This window comes from Quyinboa ferrireducens, assembly GCF_042436675.1.
GTDB lineage: Bacteria > Bacteroidota > Bacteroidia > Bacteroidales > UBA5342 > JBHJHP01.
In genome coordinates, this window is the sequence record NZ_JBHMVA010000004.1 from 52,525 (window position 1) to 75,145 (window position 22,621).

The 22,621-nt window shown below is 36.3% G+C and carries 16 protein-coding genes and 1 tRNA gene; 7 read left to right on the forward strand and 10 right to left on the reverse strand.

The features are described 5' to 3' along the window. Nucleotides 1–10: 10 nt before the first annotated feature. Nucleotides 11–2,806 carry a SusC/RagA family TonB-linked outer membrane protein gene (locus tag ACE01N_RS08220; protein ID WP_380586962.1) on the reverse strand — a complete coding sequence of 932 codons (2,796 nt, stop codon included), beginning with the start codon at nucleotides 2,804–2,806 and terminating at the stop codon, nucleotides 11–13. A 234-nt stretch (nucleotides 2,807–3,040) separates the two neighbouring features. After that, nucleotides 3,041–3,787 carry a 3-oxoacyl-[acyl-carrier-protein] reductase gene (gene fabG, locus ACE01N_RS08225; protein ID WP_375728945.1) on the reverse strand — a complete coding sequence of 249 codons (747 nt, stop codon included), beginning with the start codon at nucleotides 3,785–3,787 and terminating at the stop codon, nucleotides 3,041–3,043. Nucleotides 3,788–4,084: 297 nt separating this feature from the next. On the opposite strand from fabG, the gene ACE01N_RS08230 reads away from it, so the two are divergent. Continuing rightward, the gene (locus ACE01N_RS08230) at nucleotides 4,085–7,063 is read left to right on the forward strand and encodes a DEAD/DEAH box helicase (RefSeq protein ID WP_380586965.1); all 2,979 of its coding nucleotides are present in this window, start codon (nucleotides 4,085–4,087) and stop codon (nucleotides 7,061–7,063) included. Between the two features lie 133 nt (nucleotides 7,064–7,196). Here the strand turns inward: ACE01N_RS08230 and ACE01N_RS08235 are convergent. After that, nucleotides 7,197–7,275: transfer RNA gene (locus tag ACE01N_RS08235), tRNA-Pro, on the reverse strand. A gap of 261 nt (nucleotides 7,276–7,536) precedes the next feature. On the opposite strand from ACE01N_RS08235, the gene ACE01N_RS08240 reads away from it, so the two are divergent. The 3 genes from ACE01N_RS08240 (at nucleotide 7,537) to ACE01N_RS08250 (ending at nucleotide 10,638) form a co-directional block, all read left to right on the forward strand. Next, the gene (locus ACE01N_RS08240) at nucleotides 7,537–9,057 is read left to right on the forward strand and encodes a sensor histidine kinase (protein ID WP_380586968.1); all 1,521 of its coding nucleotides are present in this window, start codon (nucleotides 7,537–7,539) and stop codon (nucleotides 9,055–9,057) included. 2 nt (nucleotides 9,058–9,059) lie between these two features. Next, nucleotides 9,060–9,749 carry a response regulator transcription factor RprY gene (gene rprY, locus ACE01N_RS08245; protein WP_380586971.1) on the forward strand — a complete coding sequence of 230 codons (690 nt, stop codon included), beginning with the start codon at nucleotides 9,060–9,062 and terminating at the stop codon, nucleotides 9,747–9,749. 226 nt (nucleotides 9,750–9,975) lie between these two features. Beyond that, a complete protein-coding gene (locus ACE01N_RS08250; protein WP_380586974.1) occupies nucleotides 9,976–10,638 on the forward strand; it encodes a LysE family translocator in 663 nt (220 codons plus the stop codon). 2 nt (nucleotides 10,639–10,640) lie between these two features. Here the strand turns inward: ACE01N_RS08250 and xerD are convergent, their stop codons facing one another. Beyond that, nucleotides 10,641–11,534, reverse strand: a complete 894-nt coding sequence (xerD, locus tag ACE01N_RS08255) for a site-specific tyrosine recombinase XerD (protein WP_380586977.1) — start codon at nucleotides 11,532–11,534, stop codon at nucleotides 10,641–10,643. A 130-nt stretch (nucleotides 11,535–11,664) separates the two neighbouring features. On the opposite strand from xerD, the gene aroQ reads away from it, so the two are divergent. The 3 genes from aroQ (at nucleotide 11,665) to ACE01N_RS08270 (ending at nucleotide 14,680) form a co-directional block, all read left to right on the forward strand. Beyond that, entirely contained in the window at nucleotides 11,665–12,087 is a 423-nt protein-coding gene (aroQ, locus tag ACE01N_RS08260; RefSeq protein ID WP_380586980.1) for a type II 3-dehydroquinate dehydratase, read from the forward strand. A gap of 27 nt (nucleotides 12,088–12,114) precedes the next feature. Beyond that, a complete protein-coding gene (gene pyk, locus ACE01N_RS08265) occupies nucleotides 12,115–13,542 on the forward strand; it encodes a pyruvate kinase (RefSeq protein WP_375728989.1) in 1,428 nt (475 codons plus the stop codon). Between the two features lie 64 nt (nucleotides 13,543–13,606). Next, a complete protein-coding gene (locus tag ACE01N_RS08270) occupies nucleotides 13,607–14,680 on the forward strand; it encodes an NUDIX domain-containing protein (protein ID WP_380586983.1) in 1,074 nt (357 codons plus the stop codon). Between the two features lie 3 nt (nucleotides 14,681–14,683). Here ACE01N_RS08270 and ACE01N_RS08275 read toward each other — a convergent pair whose 3' ends face one another. The 6 genes from ACE01N_RS08275 to ACE01N_RS08300 are packed head-to-tail and all read right to left on the reverse strand — an operon-like array spanning nucleotide 14,684 to nucleotide 22,619. Continuing rightward, entirely contained in the window at nucleotides 14,684–15,898 is a 1,215-nt protein-coding gene (locus ACE01N_RS08275) for a DUF4857 domain-containing protein (protein WP_380586986.1), read from the reverse strand. Beyond that, entirely contained in the window at nucleotides 15,895–16,563 is a 669-nt protein-coding gene (locus ACE01N_RS08280; protein ID WP_380586989.1) for a hypothetical protein, read from the reverse strand. Before ACE01N_RS08280 ends, ACE01N_RS08275 begins: the two co-directional genes overlap by 4 nt. Beyond that, the gene (locus tag ACE01N_RS08285) at nucleotides 16,560–17,282 is read right to left on the reverse strand and encodes an ABC transporter ATP-binding protein (protein WP_380586992.1); all 723 of its coding nucleotides are present in this window, start codon (nucleotides 17,280–17,282) and stop codon (nucleotides 16,560–16,562) included. Before ACE01N_RS08285 ends, ACE01N_RS08280 begins: the two co-directional genes overlap by 4 nt. Next, complete coding sequence (locus tag ACE01N_RS08290) at nucleotides 17,283–18,731, reverse strand: DUF6850 family outer membrane beta-barrel protein (protein WP_380586994.1); 1,449 nt, start codon at nucleotides 18,729–18,731, stop codon at nucleotides 17,283–17,285. Beyond that, the gene (locus ACE01N_RS08295; RefSeq protein WP_380586997.1) at nucleotides 18,724–19,920 is read right to left on the reverse strand and encodes a DUF4876 domain-containing protein; all 1,197 of its coding nucleotides are present in this window, start codon (nucleotides 19,918–19,920) and stop codon (nucleotides 18,724–18,726) included. The genes ACE01N_RS08290 and ACE01N_RS08295 overlap by 8 nt, the downstream gene beginning before the upstream one ends. Further along, nucleotides 19,917–22,619 (reverse strand): carboxypeptidase-like regulatory domain-containing protein, encoded by a 2,703-nt coding sequence (locus tag ACE01N_RS08300; RefSeq protein WP_380587000.1) that lies wholly within the window; start codon nucleotides 22,617–22,619, stop codon nucleotides 19,917–19,919. The genes ACE01N_RS08295 and ACE01N_RS08300 overlap by 4 nt, the downstream gene beginning before the upstream one ends. Nucleotides 22,620–22,621 lie beyond the last annotated feature (2 nt).

Genomic DNA, 22,621 nt, shown 5'->3' on the forward strand with positions numbered 1-22,621 from the left:
TTATACGATACTATAATCCAACATTAATGCCAAAAATCAATTCGCGAATTGGTGCTGCATAATTAGAATCGAAACCGTAATTATACCAGTCCGTATTCAGATTGATGTCAGGATCAGCTCCTTTGTATTTTGTCCACGTAATCAGGTTTTTACCTGTAGCATAAAATGACAGGCTTTTCAGATGCAGTTTCCCACAGATATGTTCAGGCAAAGCATATTTAAGCGTTAAAGCTTTTAAACGTAGAAAAGAACCGTCTTCAACAAATCGTGTAGATCTCAGCCAGTTGTAGCTAAAATGAGATACTGCTCTTGGAACATCAGTAACTTCGCCTGGTTTTTTCCATCGGTCAAGTGTTGTAATGGTCTGGTTGGATGAGGTATACATGTTTTCAAGATTCATTCTGGCCAGATTAACAATATCATTGCCATAACTGAAATTAAAAAAGGTTCCCAGCCAAAATCTTTTAAATGTTATATCCGGACCGAATGTACCTGAAAGTAATGGTCTGGCATCACCAATAACGACAACATCATTCTCATCAATGGTCCCGTCAAAGTTTTGATCCTGGTATTTAGCATCTCCACCCTGAAAGATATAGTTTACATCATTTGCTTTGTAAGTAATGTAAATTGGATTGCCGTTTATATCTCTGATTACATTTCCACTTTTATCTCTTGCAACCGGCGCATCATCCTGAGATCCGGCAATGAAAGAACCGTATTGATATACTCCCATATATTTAAGTCCGGCGATTTCTCCAAAAGGTTTGTTTAATTCAAAATTATCATTAGGATAGATCCCGTTATAAATTGAATAAGAAAAATAATAACTTGGAAAATTCAGATATGAGATTGATTTTTTAGTATTCTTAAAATCAATTCCAAAATTGATTTTAAAATCATTTTTATTAACAAGTTGAGAATTAAAAAGTATTTCCCAGCCGTGAACATCTGAATTCTGAAAAACAATATTGGGTTCTGCTGCTCCGGGAGCCACAGGTAGATATGTTGAAATAAGATTTTCGTTAGCATAAGATCTTTTAAAGTAGCTAATTTTTAATAATATCTTATTGTTTAAAAAAGAAGTATTCAGATCAAAGTCAGTAGATTCATATACTTCAACTGTGTCCAGTCTGTCAATATAAATTCGAGTTGGCTCGTAACGTGTCGTAGTTATGGTGTAAGGATTGTATGTAATCCCTTTGGAGACTTTAAATCTCATGGAATTGATATAAGGCCTAAACGTAAAAAAACTTTCATTAGAAATTAACCATTGTAAGCTTCCGCTATAATTGAGTGTTCTGTCATAATTCGTTTTATCTAATTTCATCTTTTCGGTTGAACCTATTAATTCTATATTGTATTTACTAAATGCGGTGTAAATTAATCCGACAAGTGCATCATTTATTTTATTTTTAGATTCAATATAATTTATAGTTGTGGTAGAGTAAGGACTTACATTAGACTCTTTGCCACCGTATTTAGAGATTCTAAAATTATATTCACCATACAGATTAAGTGTGTGCTTTATACCAAGATTAGGCTTAAAAATAATACGGTTACGTATATTCAGGTTTTCGTTATATGAGTTTCTATTATATTTTATTCCTTGAAAATTGGTAGAAGGATAATGGTCATATAAATCAGGATAAAATTTTTTATTTTCATAGCTGAGATTGTTATAATTAAGACTTAAATTATAGGAAAGAGATTCAAATGGTTCTACATCTATAACTAATTGTGGATTGACGACGAACTGTTTCGTGTTGTTTTTTAACTGCAAAGCTGCAGCCACCGGGTTAATGAATTGAGAACCTTGAAATGGGGAATAGGGCAGAAATAATTTATCAGTTCTTTCGCCTTCTTCTGTATATTCATAGACGGACATGTTGGGCATCATTTTTAATGCCAGTTCTCTAATGTCAGAAAAGGTTTCAGGGATATTGCAATTATCAGAAGTGAGGTTTTTATAATCAAGTCCGGCAGAGACATATCCGATATTTTTGATTTTGTAATCCAGAAATAATCTGAAATTGTAATCTCTATTTCCTGTATTGATAATGGTTCCGGTTCCTTTATTGAACATCGTCGAGAATCTGTATCCAATACCTTTAATTCTTCCATTAACGGATAAGTTATGCTCTTGCTGAAATCCGGTTTGAGTGATTTCATTAAACCAGTTTGTATTCTGACCAAAATTATAGTAGTAGTATGGTTCTGTAGGCTGATAGAGTAATTCTTTGTGAAGTCTCGTGTCCAATGGATAACCGTATGTATTCATGTGGGCCTCTTTAATGAGTATTGCATACTGATCGCCATTTAACATCTTATATCCCTGTTTTTCCCAACTCATATGTGTTTTTAAACTGTAGTTGATATTGAATTTTGTGTCAGCTGCTTTTTTTGTTGTAATATAAATGGCACCGTTTTTTGCTGCAGAACCATAGCTCATTAAATCGGTAGGATTAGTTAATATTGTAACAGATTCAATTTCTTCTTCTGAAATTCCAAGCATATTGGCTATGTCACTGAGATCTGCGGTGGCATAATTTATTATATCCGAACTAAAGGTGTAGTATGGCATTCCATCCAGTATAATCAGTGGTTGCCCGAACAGGTTTAGTTTGCTGGTTCCGGTGACCTGTGATGATAGTCCCATCCCATATTGCACGGTTTTGAGAACGTTCTGAAGTAATACAGAATCATTCTGAGCATATAAGAATTCAGTTGCCGGTAGGAGTAGAAATATAAATACAATTACGGGATTAAACCGTCTGGAAAACAATAGCAACAACAGGTTTTTCATCAGTTAATTTAATTAGACGTTAATGATTTGTGGTAAACAGATTAAAAGTAATGTTTTATTTGATCGGAACAAAATATGCAATAAAAAAGAGCCACCCATTGGCAGCTCTTAATTATCTTATAAATGCGATTATTCAGTTGAAATCTTTCGATTCCGATGGTCATCGGAACCACCTCCTTTTATCACGAGAACAAATTTATCTTAAGTCTTAAATCCTGGTTCTTGTGTCTAAAGTCACATATTCATTCCACCGCAAACATGCAGTACTTGTCCGGTTACATATTGCGAGAGATCTGATGCAAGGAAGATACAGGCATTTGCTACATCTTCAGGAGTTCCACCTCTTTTAAGAGGAATTGTTTTAGCCCATTCCTGTTTAACTTCATCAGACAATTTATTGGTCATTTCAGTGATAATGAAACCAGGTGCGATTGCGTTACTTCTGATACCGCGTGATCCCAGCTCTTTGGCTACAGATTTTGTAAAACCAATCATTCCGGCTTTGGAAGCAGAATAGTTAGCCTGACCAGCGTTTCCACTTACACCAACCACAGAACTCATGTTGATAATGGATCCGGATCTTTGTTTCAGCATGATAGGTTGAACTGCTTTTGTAAAGTTGAAAACAGATTTCAGGTTAACGTTTATAACAGCGTCCCACTGTTGTTCGGTCATACGCATTAAAAGTGTATCCATTGTAATTCCGGCATTATTAACCAGAACATCAATTTGTCCGAAATCGTTTTTAATGGCTTCCACAACCTGTTGAGTTTCCTCAAATTTGCTGGCATCTGAAGCATAACCTTTTGCTTTTACACCCAAAGCTTCTATTTCTTTTTCTGTAGCCTGAGCATTTTCGTCAATTCTAAGATCTGTAAATGCAATATTGGCACCTGCTTTGGCAAATTCAATGGCAATTGCTTTACCAATACCACGGGCTGCACCGGTAATTAAAGCTGTTTTCCCTTCAAGTAGTTTCATTTTATAAATTTTTTATTAAACCGCGACAAATATACAAACTTAAGCGAACCATTTTATAGGAATGTTTAAAATATACTGGCCTGATATTTATATTCAGTTTGATAATCAGGTTTTTATGATCCAAAAGGTAGGTGGTGTTTTATCTGCTGCCGATAATGTTTCCATATATTTTTATTTATTTATTTCAAATTGAAGCGGCATAAAATCTACGTTGGGCTTATTGCTGAAAATTGGAATGCATTATCTTTGTCGTTTATTGATGATAAAAAAAGGATTTAATATCAGTATAAAGCAAAAGTGCAGTACCAGTTTATCATAACCATTACCGAGCATCGCTATCTGGGATGGATAGTTGTTCCGACGCTTGTGAAAAGAACGAATGAATCGTTTATTACTTTTCATGAGCAGGCTTCAACATTCCATTTTGGAAAGGAAGGGTATGAGTTTGAGGAGCATGAAAAAACCATTATCCGGTATTTTGAAAAATATTCAGAACATAATCTCGTAGCGCTTTTCAGCAAAACTAAAACAGTTAACGAGTTTTTCGGACAATTAACCCTTGATCGCTTCGAAGAGCGCATAAGGCCTTTTATTGAAGAGTGGGCTGATAAAATTTTGAACATCATTGTTGAGTACGAGATACCTGTGTTTATACGAAAACCGAATTATAATAACCTTTATGATGCGGACCAGTTAAAGATGGCAGGTTCTGACTCAAAGACCATCTTTAATTTCAACGATGAAAAGACAGCTATTCACTACAGTCTTTCCATACGTCACAGGGGCGATGATATAAAGCTGATGAATAAAAATCTGATTATCCTCAGTAATTCACCTGCATGGGTAGTAATCGGTCATTCTCTATTCAACTTTAATGATGTGGATGCCAAAAAACTTCAACCGTTTACTAAAAAGCGACACATTGAAATACCCGGATCAGCACGAAATAAGTATATGGAAACATTTGTGTTGAATGCTATTAAGAATAATACCGTTCTGGCCGAAGGTTTTTCTATCATTGATCAGGAACCGGAACATTCTGCACATCTTTTTCTTGAAGAAGATCTGGATGGACAACCTGTGTTGAGCCTTAAATTTAAATATGGTAACCGGTATTTTATCAGAAGTGGAAGGAAGGCAGTGGATGTCAGTTTTTTTAAAGAAAATGAAGCTTATATTTTTCAGCGGTTCAACCGGAAATGGATTTGGGAAGAGGAACTGGAGCAAAAGCTGACAGAGACCGGTGTAAAAAAACAACAGAATTCATTTTTCAGGCCTGAAGGATTTACAGATAATGTTTCAGCTAACCTTTATATGCTGGTCAACTGGATCAATAAAAACACCAAAAAGTTGAATGATATTGGTTTTGAAATTGACCAGAGCCACTATAAAACCACATTTTATACCGGGAATATTGATTTGACGATGGATATGTCGGATACCATTGACTGGTTTGAATTGTACGGGACTGTAAAACTTGGAGGTTATACCATTCCGTTTATCAGGTTTAAAAAGCATATTTTAACCGGCACACGCGAGTATCAGCTACCAGATGGTGAGGTTGTGGTTTTACCGACAGAATGGTTTACACGCTATCAGGAGATTTTTAAGTTTAGCAAAGAGAAAGAGGATAAAATAGTTCTGGATAAAATCCATTTTAATCTGCTACAGAATCGTGATGTAAGGCAGGTTGACCGGGAGGTACTTGAGGATGTATATTCACACCGGCCCGATATTAATATTCCGGTTCCAGAAAGTCTTAATGCCACATTAAGAAGCTATCAGAAAGAAGGATACTCATGGTTAATGCACCTGCGAAAAAATGGGTTTGGAGGCTGTCTGGCAGATGATATGGGACTGGGAAAAACATTGCAGGCCTTAACCGTATTGCAATACATATATGAAGGTAGCTTTGGAACCAAAAAGAGAAGGGTTGTCAACAGGATCATTGATGATACCAAACCGAAGGAACAACTCAATCTTTTTGATCAGAACCTGAATGATGAGCCTGAAACAGAAGCTGAAGCACACCGGTTACCGGCCAGCATTATTGTAATGCCTAAGTCGCTGCTTCATAACTGGCAGAACGAGATAAAGAAATTCTGTCCGGGTATGTTGGTGTATACTTACACAGGTAATAAGCGGTTGAGGTCGATGGATATCTGGAAAATATTCCGTCATTTTAATGTGATCCTGACATCTTATGGCGTTGTCCGTAATGACCTTGAATTTCTTAAAACGTACCAGTATCATTACCTGATTCTGGATGAAAGTCATTTTATTAAAAATCCGTCATCCAAAATATACCGGGCGGTGAATCAGCTTGATGCGAAACACCGTTTAGCCATTACGGGAACACCCATTGAAAATTCGCTGCAGGATCTGTGGGCACAGTTTAATTTTATCAATCCCGGGTTGCTGGGATCACAGAATTATTTCAGGAATCATTTTGTAATTCCTATCACAAAAAATAAGGACGAGAAACGTGAAGAGCGTTTACAGAAAATTATTCAGCCTTTTATTTTGCGTCGAACCAAACATCAGGTTGCAAAGGATTTACCACCGTTGCATGAGCAGGTTTTATATTGTGCGATGACGGATGATCAGAAAAAATTATATGAGAAAGAAAAATCGGGAATACGCAATAATCTGCTACAAAATATTGAGAGCGCCGGAGTTGACAAAACCCGCTTACTGGCACTTCAGGGACTTATGCGGTTGCGTTTGCTGGCCAATCATCCGGTTCTTGTAAACAAAGAATATGAGGGAGATTCCGGTAAATATGACCGGATCAAACGAAACCTGAAAAACCTGAAAGCTGAGAAACATAAGGTGTTGGTTTTTTCGTCGTTTGTAAAACATCTGAAGATACTGGAAAAGTATTTTATTAAAAAGGAATGGAAATACAGCATGTTAACGGGCGCTACAGAAAACCGGGAACAGGTGATTGATGCATTTATGAATGATCCTGATAACCATGTATTTCTGATCAGTCTGAAAGCAGGTGGTGTCGGTTTGAACCTCACCGAAGCTGATTACGTATTTATTATTGATCCGTGGTGGAACCCGGCGGCAGAAATGCAGGCAGTAAACCGTGCGCACCGGATTGGTCAGGATAAGCATGTGATGGTTTACCGGTTTATTACCAGCGATTCCATTGAAGAAAAGATCAGCAAACTGCAGGAAAAGAAAAGCGAACTGGCCAGTACATTTATCAATACCAATAATCCCTTCCAGAACCTTTCTCAGAAAGAAATTGACGAGTTGTTTAAATAAAGCTGTGATTTATAAATTGGAACACTGTCTTAAGAATAAGCAGGGATGACGAAATACATATTTAAAGATACAGGTTTGTAACAAACAAAATGAAAAAGGGACTAACTATAATAGTTAATCCCTTGATATTCAATGGTCGGGATGACTGGATTCGAACCAGCGACCCCACGCCCCCCAGACGTGTACTCTAAACCGGACTGAGCTACATCCCGCTGCTATTAAAAAAGAACGTTTTTCTTTTTATGAGCCGCAAATATAGCAAAATCATTTTTTTGTTTACATTTTTTGGTTTTTTAATTTTTCACCTAACATGTATTTAGTCAGTTATGTGGATTTAACATTATCTCAAAATGTTAAAAATCAAATAATTAATGATTTTAACAGATTATAACATTTTGATTATTAGCAAGTTGTGCCTGTTAAACTTTGTTAATACATATTGCAATGCAAAGGCAAGATGTATATTTGTGTCCATGAAGAGATTTTACATATGGATTTTAGCATCTGTGGTGGCGATCTGTTTTATCGGGTTGCTGTTTATTCAGTTTGTCTTTGTAACCCGTATGGTTCATGAGCGTAACGATCTTTTCAACCAGATAGTAAATAATTGCATTACCAGGGTAATTCAGACATTGGAAACGGAGGAGATGCTGGCAGAAGATACTGTTAGCGAAGCTAATCCAGTCCTTGGAAACGGGCAGATTTCCATTAATATTCAATCAGAACGGTTTAATTACGAGATTAAAAAGGAAAATGGTGAGCCTAAGGTGGTCGGGACGTATGAAAAATCGGTACAAAATCTGTCAAATAAACCACAGTTAAATCTTAATTCAAATAAACCTGAAACATTTGCTTCAAGGCAGATGCAACTTAATGAGAAGATAAACGGCAGGGTGAAACAGAAGCGGGACAGGTTAACGCATATTCAAAAACTACTTGACATTGAGGACCGGCCTGTTATAGACCGTATAAATTTAAGTAAGTTAAAAAGTGAATTAAATAATGAGTTTTATGATAATGGGATTTATTTACCGTTTTTTGTAACTGTAGTCAATAATGAAGGAGATACGGTGTATACAGATGATCCTTCATCTGTAAAAAATATTAATGCTGTCTATAAAAGACATTTGTTCCCCAATGACATTCACCCTAAAGCTCATTTTGTTTCCGTTTATTTTCCTACAAAAAAGAGCTATATATTCCAGTCTATGCGATTGGCTACACCTACGCTCATCTTTGCCACAATTCTTATTTTGTCTATCGCATTAATGATCTATATTCTTTTTAAGCAGAAAAAACTGTCGGAAATAAAGAATGACTTTATAAATAATATGACCCACGAATTTAAAACACCTATTTCAACTATTTCTTTGGCGTCGCAGATGTTAAAAGATACAGGTGTTTCAAAGACTCCTCAAAGTCTTACACATATATCAAGGGTCATACATGATGAAACCAAACGCTTAGGTTTTCAGGTGGAAAAGGTCTTGCAGATGGCAATATTTGACAAGGACAAAAGCCGTTTGAAGCTAAACGAATACGATATAAATGAGTTGATCCATTCCGTGGTAACTAACTTTTCGCTGAAAGTTGAAAGTAAAAATGGTCATATTGAAGAAAAACTTGAAGCTGAACAAAGTTATTTAGCAGTAGATGAACTACATTTTACCAATGTTATTTTTAACTTACTCGATAATGCATTAAAGTATTGTCACAGAGAGCCTCAACTGGAAATTAGAACGTGGAATGAAAAACAAAAGCTCTACATAAGTGTTAAAGATAATGGTATAGGTATTAAGAAAGAAAATTTGAAACGCGTATTCGAGAAATTTTATCGTGTGCCGACCGGAAATGTTCATAATGTGAAGGGATTCGGACTTGGACTGGCATACGTGAAAAAGATTATCGATGACCATAACGGAACAATTCGCGTTGAAAGTGAAGTAAACACAGGTACAACATTCATAATTTGTTTACCCTTAAATAACCCATAGTGATGGAAGAAAAATTCAAAATTCTATTAGCCGAAGACGACGAAAATCTTGGCATGTTATTACGGGAGTATCTCATGGCAAAAGGTTTCGAGACCGTCTTAAAACCGGATGGTGAAGCTGCATATGATGCTTTTATGAAGCAAAAATATGATCTTTGCATTTTAGATGTGATGATGCCTAAAAAGGACGGGTTCTCTCTGGCACAGGATATACGAGTACTGAATTCCGAAATTCCGATTATCTTTTTAACAGCAAAATCGCTTAAAGAAGATATCCTGGAAGGTTTTAAAATAGGTGCAGATGATTATCTGACTAAACCTTTCAGTATGGAGGAATTACTCTTCAGGATTGAAGCGATTCTTAGAAGAACTTCAGGAGTAAAACAAAAAGAGCAGCAAACTTATCAGCTCGGTAAGTTTTCATTCGATACACAAAAACAAACGCTGTCAGACGAAAGCAGTACAGTTAAACTTACTACAAAAGAATCTGAGCTGCTTAAGCTTTTGTGTTCACATGCGAATGATGTTCTGGAAAGGAATTATGCATTAAAGAAAATCTGGATTGATGATAATTACTTCAATGCCCGAAGCATGGATGTTTATATTACGAAACTAAGAAAGCATCTTAAAGATGAACCGGGAGTTGAAATCATCAATATTCACGGAAAAGGTTATAAGCTGATTATTGGCTGATAATTTTTTGAATAAAATCGGGACTGTTCATAAAGCATTCTTCGAATTGTTGAGAGCGCAACAAAATGCGAACTACAGAGCATATTCGTAAATGTCTTTTGGAGCAGTCTTTTTTATGCATACCTTTTGATCTATATCTTAGAGGCCTAAAAAAAATACTAGAAAAAGAGTCTGAAATTTGTGCCAATGTTTTAGTACGTATTTAATTTTTTTGATCTTTGCGGCCATGTTGTTTGAAAAATTTTATGACGGTATACTTATAGGGCTTTTAGCATCTGTTCCGTTGGGGCCGATTGGCGTCTTAATTATACAACGTACTATGAATAAAGGGCGGCATTCGGGATTAGCTTCCGGAATTGGGGCTGCTTTTTCTGATATGATCTACGCTATCATTGCTGGTTTCAGTATTTCTTATATCATTGATTTTGTGAAAGAACAACAAAGCTGGATTCAACTTTTTGGAAGTCTGGTGATGATAGTATTCGGGTATTTTACCTTCAGATCCAATCCTGCTGTTCAGCTACGTAAGGCGCAAAAGCAATCGGGAACAGGAACCTATGTTCAGGATATGATTACCACTTTCGGACTTACAATTTCCAATCCTCTGTTGATTTTTGTGTTTATTGGCGTTTTTGCCGGATTTAAAGTAATGCAGGGCGGAGGTATGGCAGAACGGTTAATTGTGATCCCGGGAATTTTTTCCGGTGCTATTTTATGGTGGTTTTCATTGTCTTTTATCGTAAGTCTGTTCCGAAAAAAAATCAACCTGCGGGGGCTGTGGCGTTTAAACAGGATAACAGGCCTTATTATTATAGCTCTTTCAGTGATTAGCCTGGTATACGCTATTCTTGAACTGACTGGAGTATTATTACCGGAAATTGTAGTTTGATCCTATTTTCGGGGATGAAATTCCTCTATTGTGCTTTTCAGGGTTTCCTTGTTTAAATGGGTGTAAATTTCCGTGGTCAGAATGGATGAATGCCCCAGCATTTCCTGTATAACCCTTAAGTTAGCCCCGTTTTCCAAAAGATCAGTGGCAAAGGAATGTCGGAATGTATGAGGTGAAACCGTTTTATGTATGCCTGCCATTTCAGCCAGATTTTTTATAATGGTAAAAATCATCACTCGCGTAAGCTGCTTCCCGCGGCGATTAAGAAAAACAAAATCTTCATGACCTTTTTCAATATCCAGATGAACACGGTCAGTCCGGAGATAGAGCATAATTTCATTCAGTGCCCTTTTATTTATGGGGACCAATCTTTGTTTATCTCCTTTTCCAATAACCCGGATAAACATCTCATCAAAATAGATTTCCGATATTTTTAGATTGATCAGCTCCGAAACACGCAATCCGCAGCCATAAAGTGTTTCTAATATGGCTTTATTGCGTTGTCCTTCCTGCTTTGAAAGATCAATGGCTGCAATCATACTATCTATTTCGTCCAGGCTCAGTACATCCGGTAATTTTCTACCTGTTTTAGGTCCCTCGATTAACGCTGTAGGGTTATCATCTATTACCTTTTCAAGAACCAGAAACTTATAAAAGGATTTGATTCCGGAAATAATGCGTGCCTGCGTGCGGGGTGATATTCCAAGGTCCGCGAGTGATTCAATGAAAAGACTCAGATCTTTGTATGAAAGTTTTGAGGGTAACAGGTTGGCATCTTCACAAAACAGTGTCAGCTTCTGGAGATCGGCCATATATGCCATAACAGAATTCTCAGACAAGGACTTTTCAAGCCTGAGATACATTTTAAAGTTCCTTAAAATAATCTCTTCTTTCAATACAAATAAATTTGATCTAAAATAATGATATTTCTTAATTTATTCAATCTGTAATCTATTTGTTGTACAAATTCAGAATATTTGCATTACTTTTGCAGAGCAGATAAGCTAAATTTATAAAATATTATAAATGAGGATATTAATAATAAACGGACCGAATTTAAACCTGTTGGGAGTCAGAGAAAAGAATATCTATGGCAACCAGAATTTCGAAGTTTATTTTGAAAAAATTAAGCAAAAATTCAAAGAATTCGATCTGAGTTATTTCCAATCAAATTCTGAAGGGGAATTAATCGATAAATTGCATGAGGTAGGGTTTACTTACGATGGGATCGTATTAAATGCCGGCGCTTATACGCACACTTCGGTTGCTATTGCAGATGCAATTTCAGCTATTAATTCACCTGTTATAGAAGTCCATATCAGTAACATTGCCAAACGGGAATCCTTCAGACATCATTCTTTTATAGCACCGGTCTGCTACGGTTCTATAAGTGGATTTGGTCTCGATTCCTACCGGCTGGCTCTTGAAAGTTTTAAAAGCAGAGACTAACAGTATCAGAAATTCCATTATTATATTATGAAGCATACAAAAATTGTAGCGACGATCTCAGATCTTCGTTGTGACGTAGAATTTGTACGTTCGTTGTACGAATCAGGAATGAATGTAGTAAGAATGAATACCGCTCATATGGATCATGAGGGTATTAACAGAGTTATTACAAATGTGAGAGAGGTATCTGATGATATTGCTATCCTAATGGATACAAAAGGTCCCGAGATAAGGACAACTGTACTGGATAAGTCGCTCGAAATTTCTTTGGGACAAAAGTTAAAACTAAAAGGTGCGCCGGGAGTAAAAAGTTCACCGGAATGTATTTGTGTATCTTATGATAAAATTGTTGAAGATGTATCTGTAGGCAGTAATATTTTAATTGACGACGGTGAAATAGATTTAAAAGTTGTTGGTAAAGATGAGGAATATTTATATTGTGAAGCACTGAATAATGGAGAATTAGGCAGCCGCAAAAGTGTTAATGTTCCGGGCGTAAGGATTAATCTTCCTTCTTTAACAGAAAAGGATATCAGTAATATCGGTTTTGCAATAGAAAAGGATATTGATTTTATAGCACATTCATTTGTTCGATCTGCCCAGGATGTTCATGATATCCAGAAATTGCTTGATGCCAAAAACAGTAAGATCAAAATTATTGCCAAAATTGAAAACCAGGAAGGTGTTGAAAACATTCACGAAATTCTTGGTGTGGTGTATGGTGTAATGGTGGCTCGTGGTGATCTGGGAATTGAAATAGCACAGGAGAAAATTCCTGGAATACAGCGTCATCTGATAAGAGAATGTGTTTTGGCAAAGAAACCGGTTATCGTTGCTACACAAATGTTGCATAGCATGATAAAATATCCGCGCCCAACCAGGGCTGAAGTTACGGATATTGCGAATGCAATTTATTACAGAACCGATGCTTTAATGTTAAGCGGGGAAACAGCATATGGTCAGTTTCCAGTGGAGGCCGTAAAAACCATGGCGCGTATTGCAGAAGAGGCCGAGAAGACAAAAATGGCAGCAAATGATATTCGTATTCCTTTTTCTCACGATGATCATGATGTTACTGCATTCCTGAGTAAACAGGCTGTAAAAGCCGCATCCAGGGTAAATACAAAAGCTGTACTTACCGATAGCTCAACAGGGAGGACAGCACGTATACTGGCAGCATTCAGAGGTAGAAACCCGGTTTATGCACAATGTTACAATAAACGTACAATGCGTGAACTGGCCCTTTCGTATGGCGTTTTTGCCAGCTACCTGCCGGCCGATGAAAACAGTAAGGAATATATCTGTTCCTTTGTAAAGGATCTTATTGGAAAGAAACTGATAACTGAAAAGGATCTTGTTCTTTATCTTGGGGGAAGTGTTGGTATAGGTGGTGGAACATTTATTGAATTATTTGAAGCTGGTAAGCCCCTGCAGTCTCAAAAAAGCGATAAATAAGAAAAATCAGAACAAAAGGCACTGTTTATTGTTTTTCAAAATGAAAAAGATGAATAATTAGCAGATGCTGAATCTTAAAAGTTTACTGATAAAATTTTTGCCCGGGTTTATTCCCATTATATTGTTTGTAGTTGCAGACAGTATATGGGGAATAAAGACGGGGCTTTATGTTGCAGTAGCTTTTGGTGTGTTACAGTTTGTGTATGTACTGGTAAGGCATCACAAAACAGACTTCTTTATCCTGGCCGATACTTTGTTACTCATCATTCTTGGTGTTATTTCTCTGATGCTTCATAATGATGCATACTTTAAGTTAAAGCCCGCAATGATAGAAACGATATTTGCGGTTTTAATCGGAATATCTGTCTTTTCAAAACATAATATTATGATGCAGATGTCTCAAAGGTATCTGCGTGATGTGAAGTTGACAGAGGGACAGATGAAAGAGTTTAAAGCTAACCTCAGAGTTACCTTTTATATTTTTCTTATTCATATTTTAATGGTCATTTACTCTGCTTATTTTATGAGTGAAGAAGCCTGGGCTTTTGTAAGCAGTATATTACTGTATCTTTTATTTGGTGGCTATTTACTGTTTCAGGTTATCAGGTATCGTATTATTAGAAACAGGATGAAGTTGGTGGAATGGTTGCCTATGGTAGATGCCAAAGGTGGCGTAAAGGGTAAGATCCCGAGATCAGAATGTCATGGAAAGGAGAAAATCATGCATCCGGTAGTACATCTTCACATCATCAAAAACCGTTCAGTTTTTTTACAAAAACGACCTTATGATAAGCTTATTCAACCAGGGAAATGGGATACTGCAGTTGGAGGACATTTAAATTACGGTGAAGATATAGAACAGGGATTGCGAAGGGAAGCATTTGAAGAAATTGGACTTAAAGATTTTACACCTCGTTTTTTGGTCAAATACGTTTGGGAAACTGACATGGAAAAGGAGTTGGTCTATTGTTTTATTTGTAATGACCATGAAAATATTTCAATAAACAGGGAAGAGGTTGATGATGGTAAATTCTGGCCGATTAATCAAATCCGGGAGAATATGGGAAAAGAAGTATTTACGCCTAATTTTGAAAAGGAATTCGAATTCCTTGAATGTATTTATTTTGGTTCGGAATAATGCTTAATTTTTCCGGATAACCAAGAATGTAATAAAGGCAGGCAGACCCGCAATCAGGGTAATTAGTGCGGCTATGTACGGCTTTTCTTTCTTTCTGATAAAAAAGAACATGACAGCCATTATAAGATTAAACAACAGAAATGTTAGGCCGTCTGATATTTCAAAATGTGGCTTGATTACCTGGTTTTTTCTGAAATTAACAGTGATCCTTACCGGAATAATGAAGTCTTTGAATGCATCATATGTTTGGAATTTTTTCGGGCTTCTTTTGTACTGAAACGATCTGAACGTCTTATAGTTATCATTGATAACATTAAGCCGTACTTCCCGGTCATTCTGAAAAAGAAAGGTTTTGTTGAACTGGTTGCCAAAAATAAGTAGTTCATCCACGGCCGGATTATAACCATTAATATCCGTTTTTATAACGGTATTCGTGGTACCCAGATGAAGGTATATTTCATTTTGTTGACTAACGATTACAGCCAGGATTTCCATGTTTACAGGGTCAGTACAAAAAATAAACTTAACGGTCATGTCTTTGGGAAGTGGAATGATTTCAGTAACCGCTTCTCCTCTGACCATCTTTAGGTTAAACAGATGATTCTGTGCGTCAAGCAAATAATACCCGTTATCAAAATTCTTTTGTACCCGGATATCACCAAAAATACGTTTGGCAGGAAAAACAAATCCGGATTTCACCAGGCTGTTTGTGAATTTTCCGGACTTCCCGGTATCTTCTTCTCCTGTATAAACATCAATAAACTTTATTCCATGTTTAAAACTGAAGAAATCGCCCGGAATACTATAATGTGTTGCGTCATCAGTATTTTCAAACATTGGCAGTAGAACGGGTTGTACCTCATCTGCTATTCCCTTCTGCAGCCTGAAAAAATAACTGTGTCTTTTAAGATTGCTTATAATCAAAGGTTCACCCTTAATTGAATCGGGCAATGTTCCATCTTTTTTAAGTTTTCTGTAATAAAAAACCGGTAGTCGGCTGTAGTAAGTTTCCCTACTGATTTGCTGCCCATCGGCAGTTGAGTATAGAGTTGTTGGTCCATGTTTCTTATTCAAAAGGAATTCATCTCTATACGTGCTGTATGTAATTAGTATATTTTCTGGCAGAGGTCTGAGTATCAGATCAAACAGCAAAGGAATTAAAAACATCAGAGTCAGGATGGAAATAATTATGACAATATTTTTACTTAATCTGATCATTGTTTTCCTTTTCTTAAGCGGTTGAGCGTAAAATAGGGTATAGTATAAGACAGCAAGACATATGCTAATATTACAAAATTCAGTTGATGCGTTGTAAAATTTTCAGTTTGCCATAGCGACACACTAATAGCGGTGAATCCAAGTGAAGAAAGAAAAATCCTGTATATCCATCCTGGTTCAAAAAGTACAGTTGTTATCCAGGTGTAAGTTAGATAACCTGACAGTATCCAGGTAATAATATTGGCTAAGGATGCCTGAACCAAAAGAATAGGTAGAAAATGATTACTTATTATGAAGAATGCAGAAATCAGGAGAATAGTGAATCCGGTGTAAATAAGGTAGCCATAACCGGTCATTAGCGCAAAAAGTTTTATTTCATTCGCAGGTAACAGCAGGGTCAGTCTGTATTTATGGTTGTTAATTTCAGGTACAAACTGAAAAAGCGCAAGTATAAGAGCAAAAATTGCCGGCATAAAGTGTAATGGGTTTTGGTACATTTTATTATTTATGGCGATTAAATAGATATTCTTAATAAACTGCTGACCGGAAAATTTAGCGTTGAGTATCTGAAACCAAATAAATAAAAATAATATAACCATTAACACCCCAACAATGATAAACCATTTGGTTTTTAACCATTCTTTATAGAAAATACTCTGTATCATATCTTATCTATAAAAAGGTTAACAAAAATATCTTCCAGGTTCGATCCCAGATTTTTATGTTGATTTTTAAACTCCTGTAACAATAAAGGAGGCATAAAATCATGAAATCCAAGAATTGCTACATCGTCTACCAGCTTTTCCATATCCTGAATAATATGGGATGTTGCCAGTACAGTTTTTCGGTTTGACCGGGCATATTCAGACAGGTCGTTGATAAACATTTGCCTGTAAACCGGATCAAGGCCCATGGAAAAATCATCGAGAATAAGCAGGTCCGGATTTTGTGCCATAATAATGGCAAGTGCTACTTTTGAGCGTTGCCCACGGGACATCGTGCTAATTTTTTGCTTCATTCCGATTTTAGCATTGGTTATATAGCTGATATACAGACCAGAATTCCATTTTGGATAAAACCTGGAGTAAAATTTTTCTGCTTCATTTACATTCATAAATGTGTACTGTATATGGCCTTCTATCAAATAACCGGTTCTTCTTTTGCTTAGAACAGATTGTCTGTTATAAGGTTCTCCGAATATAAATGCTGAACCTGAGTTTGTTTCCAGAAATCCGGTCAGGATATTAATAAGCGTTGATTTTCCAACACCATTCGGCCCCAATAATCCAAGTATTTTTCCTTGCTGAAGTGAAAATGAAACATTGTTCAACACTTGTTTTGTGCCGTAACCAAAGGACAGATTATGTACTTCAATAACATTCATCTAAAAATCAAGTTGTAATGATATTTCAACTACAGAACGCATGCTTTGACCGTTCTCAGGTATTATAAACTTACTGTTTAAACCAATATAGCCGGCTCCCCCAGATCCAAACAGTTTATGATATTTCCCAAATGTACCATTAAATCTTAAAATTCCGGCATTGCCGTTAAAATATTGAATCTCTTTATGGTAAACGTAGTCAGCAGCTATGCCATCCAGAATATCATTTTCGGATAACGTAAACAGCTGTTTTGAAAAACCGGCTTCAAGAGAAAACATATTTTTTGAACATTGTTGTTCAAATGATAATAGAAGAAAAGGACTGAGCAGTTTATAACTGTATTTGTATACATTAATAATACCTGCATATTTTTCCTTATGTATTAAGGATTCTAATCCACTATTTACACTGAAGCTGCTTTGACCTTGTTTGAAATTCAGGGTATAAGCAAACTTTTGAAACCTGTCGTTTTGCTGGTATTTATAAACCGTTCCGTAAATTTCCCAGTATTCACTGACAATAAGACTGTCATTGAACTTTCTTTTAATGTATTCCTTTCCGGTTTTATTTTGCCCTGTAAATGTGTAGGACAGAGTATGTGTAAATCGGTTGTCTATTAAGCTTATATTTGGTTCTAATGAGAATACTGATGATTTTATCGATGCCTCAGGGATTAAAACACTCCAGCTTATATTGCTTTGGTTTACTTTCGAATTATTTTGGTGGACTCCAACTTTCAACATTGCCTGGATACGCTTTCCTGTATATGCTATATCGCCGTCCATCCCCATTTTTCTCTGCGTTATTTCTCCTGTATAAGAGTCGTAGTCAAAAACATTTTCAGTAAGTCCCAGACCAAGCAATTGATAGATCTCAACAGGGTATAAACCCATTATCTGCATATTAATTTCATTACCCGAATTAATGAAGAATGGTTCAAGGCACAGCTTTAACTGATAGAAACTAATATTAATAACTGGTTTAAGATCCAGGATATATCCGGTAATTTTAAATCGGGGATCGATTTTGCTGTATCTAATTGAATTGGTATATGAAATACGAGCTCCTAAATTTATATTTTTTGTCAGATCATGATAATACCCGCCATAAAAGCTTATGTTGTTATTGTAAAAAGACTTTTTACTCTTCTCGAAAAGGAGATATGGATAAACATCAGGAATGTAATAGGGGCAGTAAGTATTTTTTTGTTCTATACTCTGATAAGATAGACCTCCTTCAAGCTTTATATCTTTAAACAATTGAAATCCGCTATAAAATATGCCATAACGATTTTCATATTCCGGTTCATTCCAGTTAAAATATTCTCCGCTACTGAACCGGGAAAAAAGATTGAGGTGCGAATTAAAGGTTGATACGGAATCCGCCTGGCCAAACAAATGTCCTGTTAGAAAAATGTGAAATAATATGATGGTTCTTATCTTATTCATTCAAACCCGGATTAGGAACCTGATGATTTAAAAAATCATAGGTGGAATTATTCGTATCCCTGAATATTTTCCGTCCATCAACATCAGAAACCAGTTTTCTTGATATGCATGTTCCACTACCTGAAGCCCCATTATAGATAAACCCGGCATCGAGTGACTCGGGAAACCGTTTGAAAGCTTCAGAATTTTCATTTTCCAGCACATCAATAGCATCAATAATCCAGCTATTGGGTATATACACAACGTATCGAATACGTCCGTTCGGATAGGTTATTTTTTCTTTGTGATCTGTGATAAATGCTTCAATATTGTCTGTTTTGGGATCAAGTATCATTAAACCTCCACCAAATCTGACATAAAACGTAATGTCCTGACTAGGTGTCTTCGTAAATAATTCGAGCAGATTCTCTGCCGGAGAATCCAAATCCGGTTTGTCCTCGTAAATGACATAGAATTCGAAATTGGCATCTGAGAGGTCTACCGGAGAATTGATGTTTCCATTGGGATCAGTTTTATGATTAATGGCATCGCGCGCGATAACGACACTTTTGCCCGGTGAAAGAAGGTTTTGGCTTGTTGTTTCAGGAATCTGCCACAGCATATCCACAACCACGCTGTCTTTAACGTTGCTCCATGGATTAAAACCATAACCTACTGATTCATGTTTTGCAATAATAATACCACTGATGTCAACGGTCCTGTTGCTGTTATTATACAGCTCAAGATACTGATCAGCATAATAAAGATTACCTGAAGTACTGCGGGAACCGGAATAATAGAATTCACGAATTATCAGATCACTCTTGAATGCAGGAACTACTATAAGTGTGTCTTCTGTAGATTCGAGTACTGAAATGATTTTATTTGCATTAAGTACGAGAGAATCGCTAAAATGTTCCTGCGATATCATCTCTGCCTGCTCCGGCGATATTGTAACACTTGTAGATAAACTATAAAAACCCGGATCAAGATTTTCGAATACCAGCTTGCCATCCGAGCTAGCATAGACCGTAATAGATACATCTTTCTGAAGGTGTCTGAGTTTAACCGGAATATTAGCAACAGCAACTGATCCGAACTGGTCATTAAAATTAACCTGCAGGGACAGTGAAACAGGATTTCTGTCAAATTCATCATTACAGCTTATTAACCACAAGGTGATGAGCGTTATGTAAATTAATTTTTTCATTTTATTATGTAAGATAATTCAAATCCAAAATATAAAGGTGTATTAACCCGAATCAGGCTGTTGCTTATTTTCTGCTCAACCAACGGTCTGTTGTTAAATATATTATTGGCCAGAAAAGACACCTTAAGCTTTTGTCTGATCTCTTTTGATAATTTCATATTGATCTGTGAAATAACCGGAAATGATTCCTTTAAATAATGCGATTCCGAAGGCGTTTGAATATAACTTGCAAAATACGGATCGCGTAGCATTTCATTTGTAAAATCAGAGATGTTGCCTTCGCGGTCTATCAGGGCAACCGGTATTTCTATTGTTCTCAAAGGCAGATACGAATATAACCAAATGGTTTGAACAGAAACTGAGAATATAAGCTGAACCCTGGGAATGTGGGTTATAAACCTTAAGTTAGAAGATAACCTCTCTGATAATTTACCTCGACTCCCATTGTAAATTCCTATGTAGTCAAACTGAGAGCTTGTACCGTAATAGGGCATATCATATACGGTTCCGGAATTAGTTATGGTTTTAGTTCTGAACCATGCTCCGGTTAAATTAATATAGGTCTGAACCGGTTCAATTTTGTCTGTTTTTACACTGTATTCAATTCCTTCTTTCAGGGTATATACTCCGTTTTCTGGGTAGTAATATTTATTATAGAAATTAGTAATAGTATAACTCAAATTTTGATCTTCAGGAAGAAGTCTGGTATCTACAGTTTGTCCCGGATCATACACCCGGTAAGTTGAATTGATATAGTTAGGAGCAATGAAAATACCATCAGAATGCACCTCCTTAAATGCCGTAATTACAGCGTGTAAAATATGATTATTAAATGTGATCCCAACTTCTGCTTTCTTGCTTTTTGCAGGAAGAAGATCCGGATTTTGAGTGGATAGTTTTTGGGTCGTAAAAACGAGGTAACTGTTATCGGGATTTGACGTGTTGTATTGATTGTAACTGATCATATCAAACCAGGCATTGTCAGGGTGCAGGTACTTGAGAATGGGAATTTTGTACTGTACACCATATCCTACATGAATGGCTAACCAGGCATTTTTGTTTATTAAATATTTATATGATGCATTCAGTCGTGGTTCGGGAAAGGTTTTAAACCCTACGCCATGAGAACTATAAAACGTTTGTCTTAGTCCCAGTTGTGCATCTATTCTGTGACGACCTTCTGTCTTATTAATGGTTTCTTCAAGATAAACCGCACCATGGTATAAAGCCGGTATTTCTGAAAAATTTTGTTTTCGTGGTGTAAATTCAGGTCTTACAGGAGGATATTTACCTTTATATTCAAAACCTTTCCCCAGGTTTTGCTCAAAATTTAAATCAGTTCCTAATAAAGCACAGGTGTTTACTGTTGCTATGGATCTGCTGAATCTGATATTTGAATTTAAACCTAGAGAGAAAGGGATTCCATTGAAACTGTATTTTGACAAAAAATCAAAAGGAATAATACGGCCTATATTTTCACCGTTTGTTGTACTCGTTGAAATTGCAGTTGCTTCGCGATATGTAAGATATTCCTGTATCCTCATCAACTCCCTGTCAATTCCTGATTTAATTGAAATGTCAAAATGATTCATAAATTTATCTGAATTCCATAACTGGTATTTCAGAATAGCTCTTAACCCTGAATTATCTTCAGTATAACTTTCATTATCAACAATCAGATCACGATCACTTCTTTTCTTGTCCAGTGTGTAGTAGCCTGAAATTTTGCTCGTTAAAAGTTGGTTTCCTTTAAACATATGTCGTGATCCAATTGCAATATTTAATCGTTTATAGTGTGATAACGGTATGCGTACATCTTCAGTTGATGATGTATAAGAAATGTTACCACCTACCGTATTGTTTGCATTTAACTTAAATCCTTTGGAGTATCCTGCACTTGTAATATTGGGGTTGTATTTTAATTTTGCCTTAGAATTCAGAGAATAAATATTCGTTTTTATTTCAACTACAGCATTCGTTAAATCACCATATTGTGCTGCAGGAATACCTTTGATAATATTTACAGACTCGATGTTATCGGTAGAAAGGGCCCGCAAGTCATTTCCTTTGTCAAACGGGAATTCCCTCATATTTATAAAGGATACTCCCGCGTATCTATTGGCTGTAGTCATAGTCTGCATCTTTGCATTTGTCGAAATCTGCATTCCGTCTATAATTAATGCAGTCCCCAAAGAGCTGGTGTTATTGTAATCGATTTCCCGGATCAGGGGAGCATTAAATTTTGAAAGATCAGGATTTTCGGTAATATTTCCGGGTAAAAGTTGAAAGACATCTTTTAGCCCCGCCGGTTGTAAATACGAAAGGGCAGTTTCACCAATATAGGTACTGTTTTCTGTTATGGAATTTTCTTCTCCTGAAACAGTAACCGTTTGTAAATTATACGATTCCTTTTTGAGCGCAATACTATCTGCAGCCTGTTTTGCAAAAATCTCAACAGTTTTATAACCGATATAAGATATAACTATTCGCGAAGAATCAGAGAAAGTGCTGATTGTAAATTTACCATGCTGGTCAGTGATCACCATAAAATAGTCATCCGCATTTATCACGGTTGAGAATGGGAGTGGCTTTTTTGTTTCCGCATCCGTAACTGTGCCGGACACACTCTTTATCTGGGCTGTTACGGTTATATAAATAACAGAAAACAATATGCCCAGAAATAACCTGCCTGGCCGCATTG

Bases quoted from the DNA above. Each gene is read 5' to 3' on its own strand.
- ACE01N_RS08290 (WP_380586994.1), bottom strand. From the start codon at position 18,731: ATGAATAAGATAAGAACCATCATATTATTTCACATTTTTCTAACAGGA.
- ACE01N_RS08250 (WP_380586974.1), top strand. From the start codon at position 9,976: ATGTTGTTTGAAAAATTTTATGACGGTATACTTATAGGGCTTTTAGCA.
- rprY (WP_380586971.1), top strand. From the start codon at position 9,060: ATGGAAGAAAAATTCAAAATTCTATTAGCCGAAGACGACGAAAATCTT.
- fabG (WP_375728945.1), bottom strand. From the start codon at position 3,787: ATGAAACTACTTGAAGGGAAAACAGCTTTAATTACCGGTGCAGCCCGT.
- ACE01N_RS08300 (WP_380587000.1), bottom strand. From the start codon at position 22,619: ATGCGGCCAGGCAGGTTATTTCTGGGCATATTGTTTTCTGTTATTTAT.
- ACE01N_RS08270 (WP_380586983.1), top strand. From the start codon at position 13,607: ATGCTGAATCTTAAAAGTTTACTGATAAAATTTTTGCCCGGGTTTATT.
- ACE01N_RS08285 (WP_380586992.1), bottom strand. From the start codon at position 17,282: ATGAATGTTATTGAAGTACATAATCTGTCCTTTGGTTACGGCACAAAA.
- pyk (WP_375728989.1), top strand. From the start codon at position 12,115: ATGAAGCATACAAAAATTGTAGCGACGATCTCAGATCTTCGTTGTGAC.
- ACE01N_RS08280 (WP_380586989.1), bottom strand. From the start codon at position 16,563: ATGATACAGAGTATTTTCTATAAAGAATGGTTAAAAACCAAATGGTTT.
- ACE01N_RS08220 (WP_380586962.1), bottom strand. From the start codon at position 2,806: ATGAAAAACCTGTTGTTGCTATTGTTTTCCAGACGGTTTAATCCCGTA.
- ACE01N_RS08295 (WP_380586997.1), bottom strand. From the start codon at position 19,920: ATGAAAAAATTAATTTACATAACGCTCATCACCTTGTGGTTAATAAGC.
- aroQ (WP_380586980.1), top strand. From the start codon at position 11,665: ATGAGGATATTAATAATAAACGGACCGAATTTAAACCTGTTGGGAGTC.
- ACE01N_RS08240 (WP_380586968.1), top strand. From the start codon at position 7,537: ATGAAGAGATTTTACATATGGATTTTAGCATCTGTGGTGGCGATCTGT.
- ACE01N_RS08275 (WP_380586986.1), bottom strand. From the start codon at position 15,898: ATGATCAGATTAAGTAAAAATATTGTCATAATTATTTCCATCCTGACT.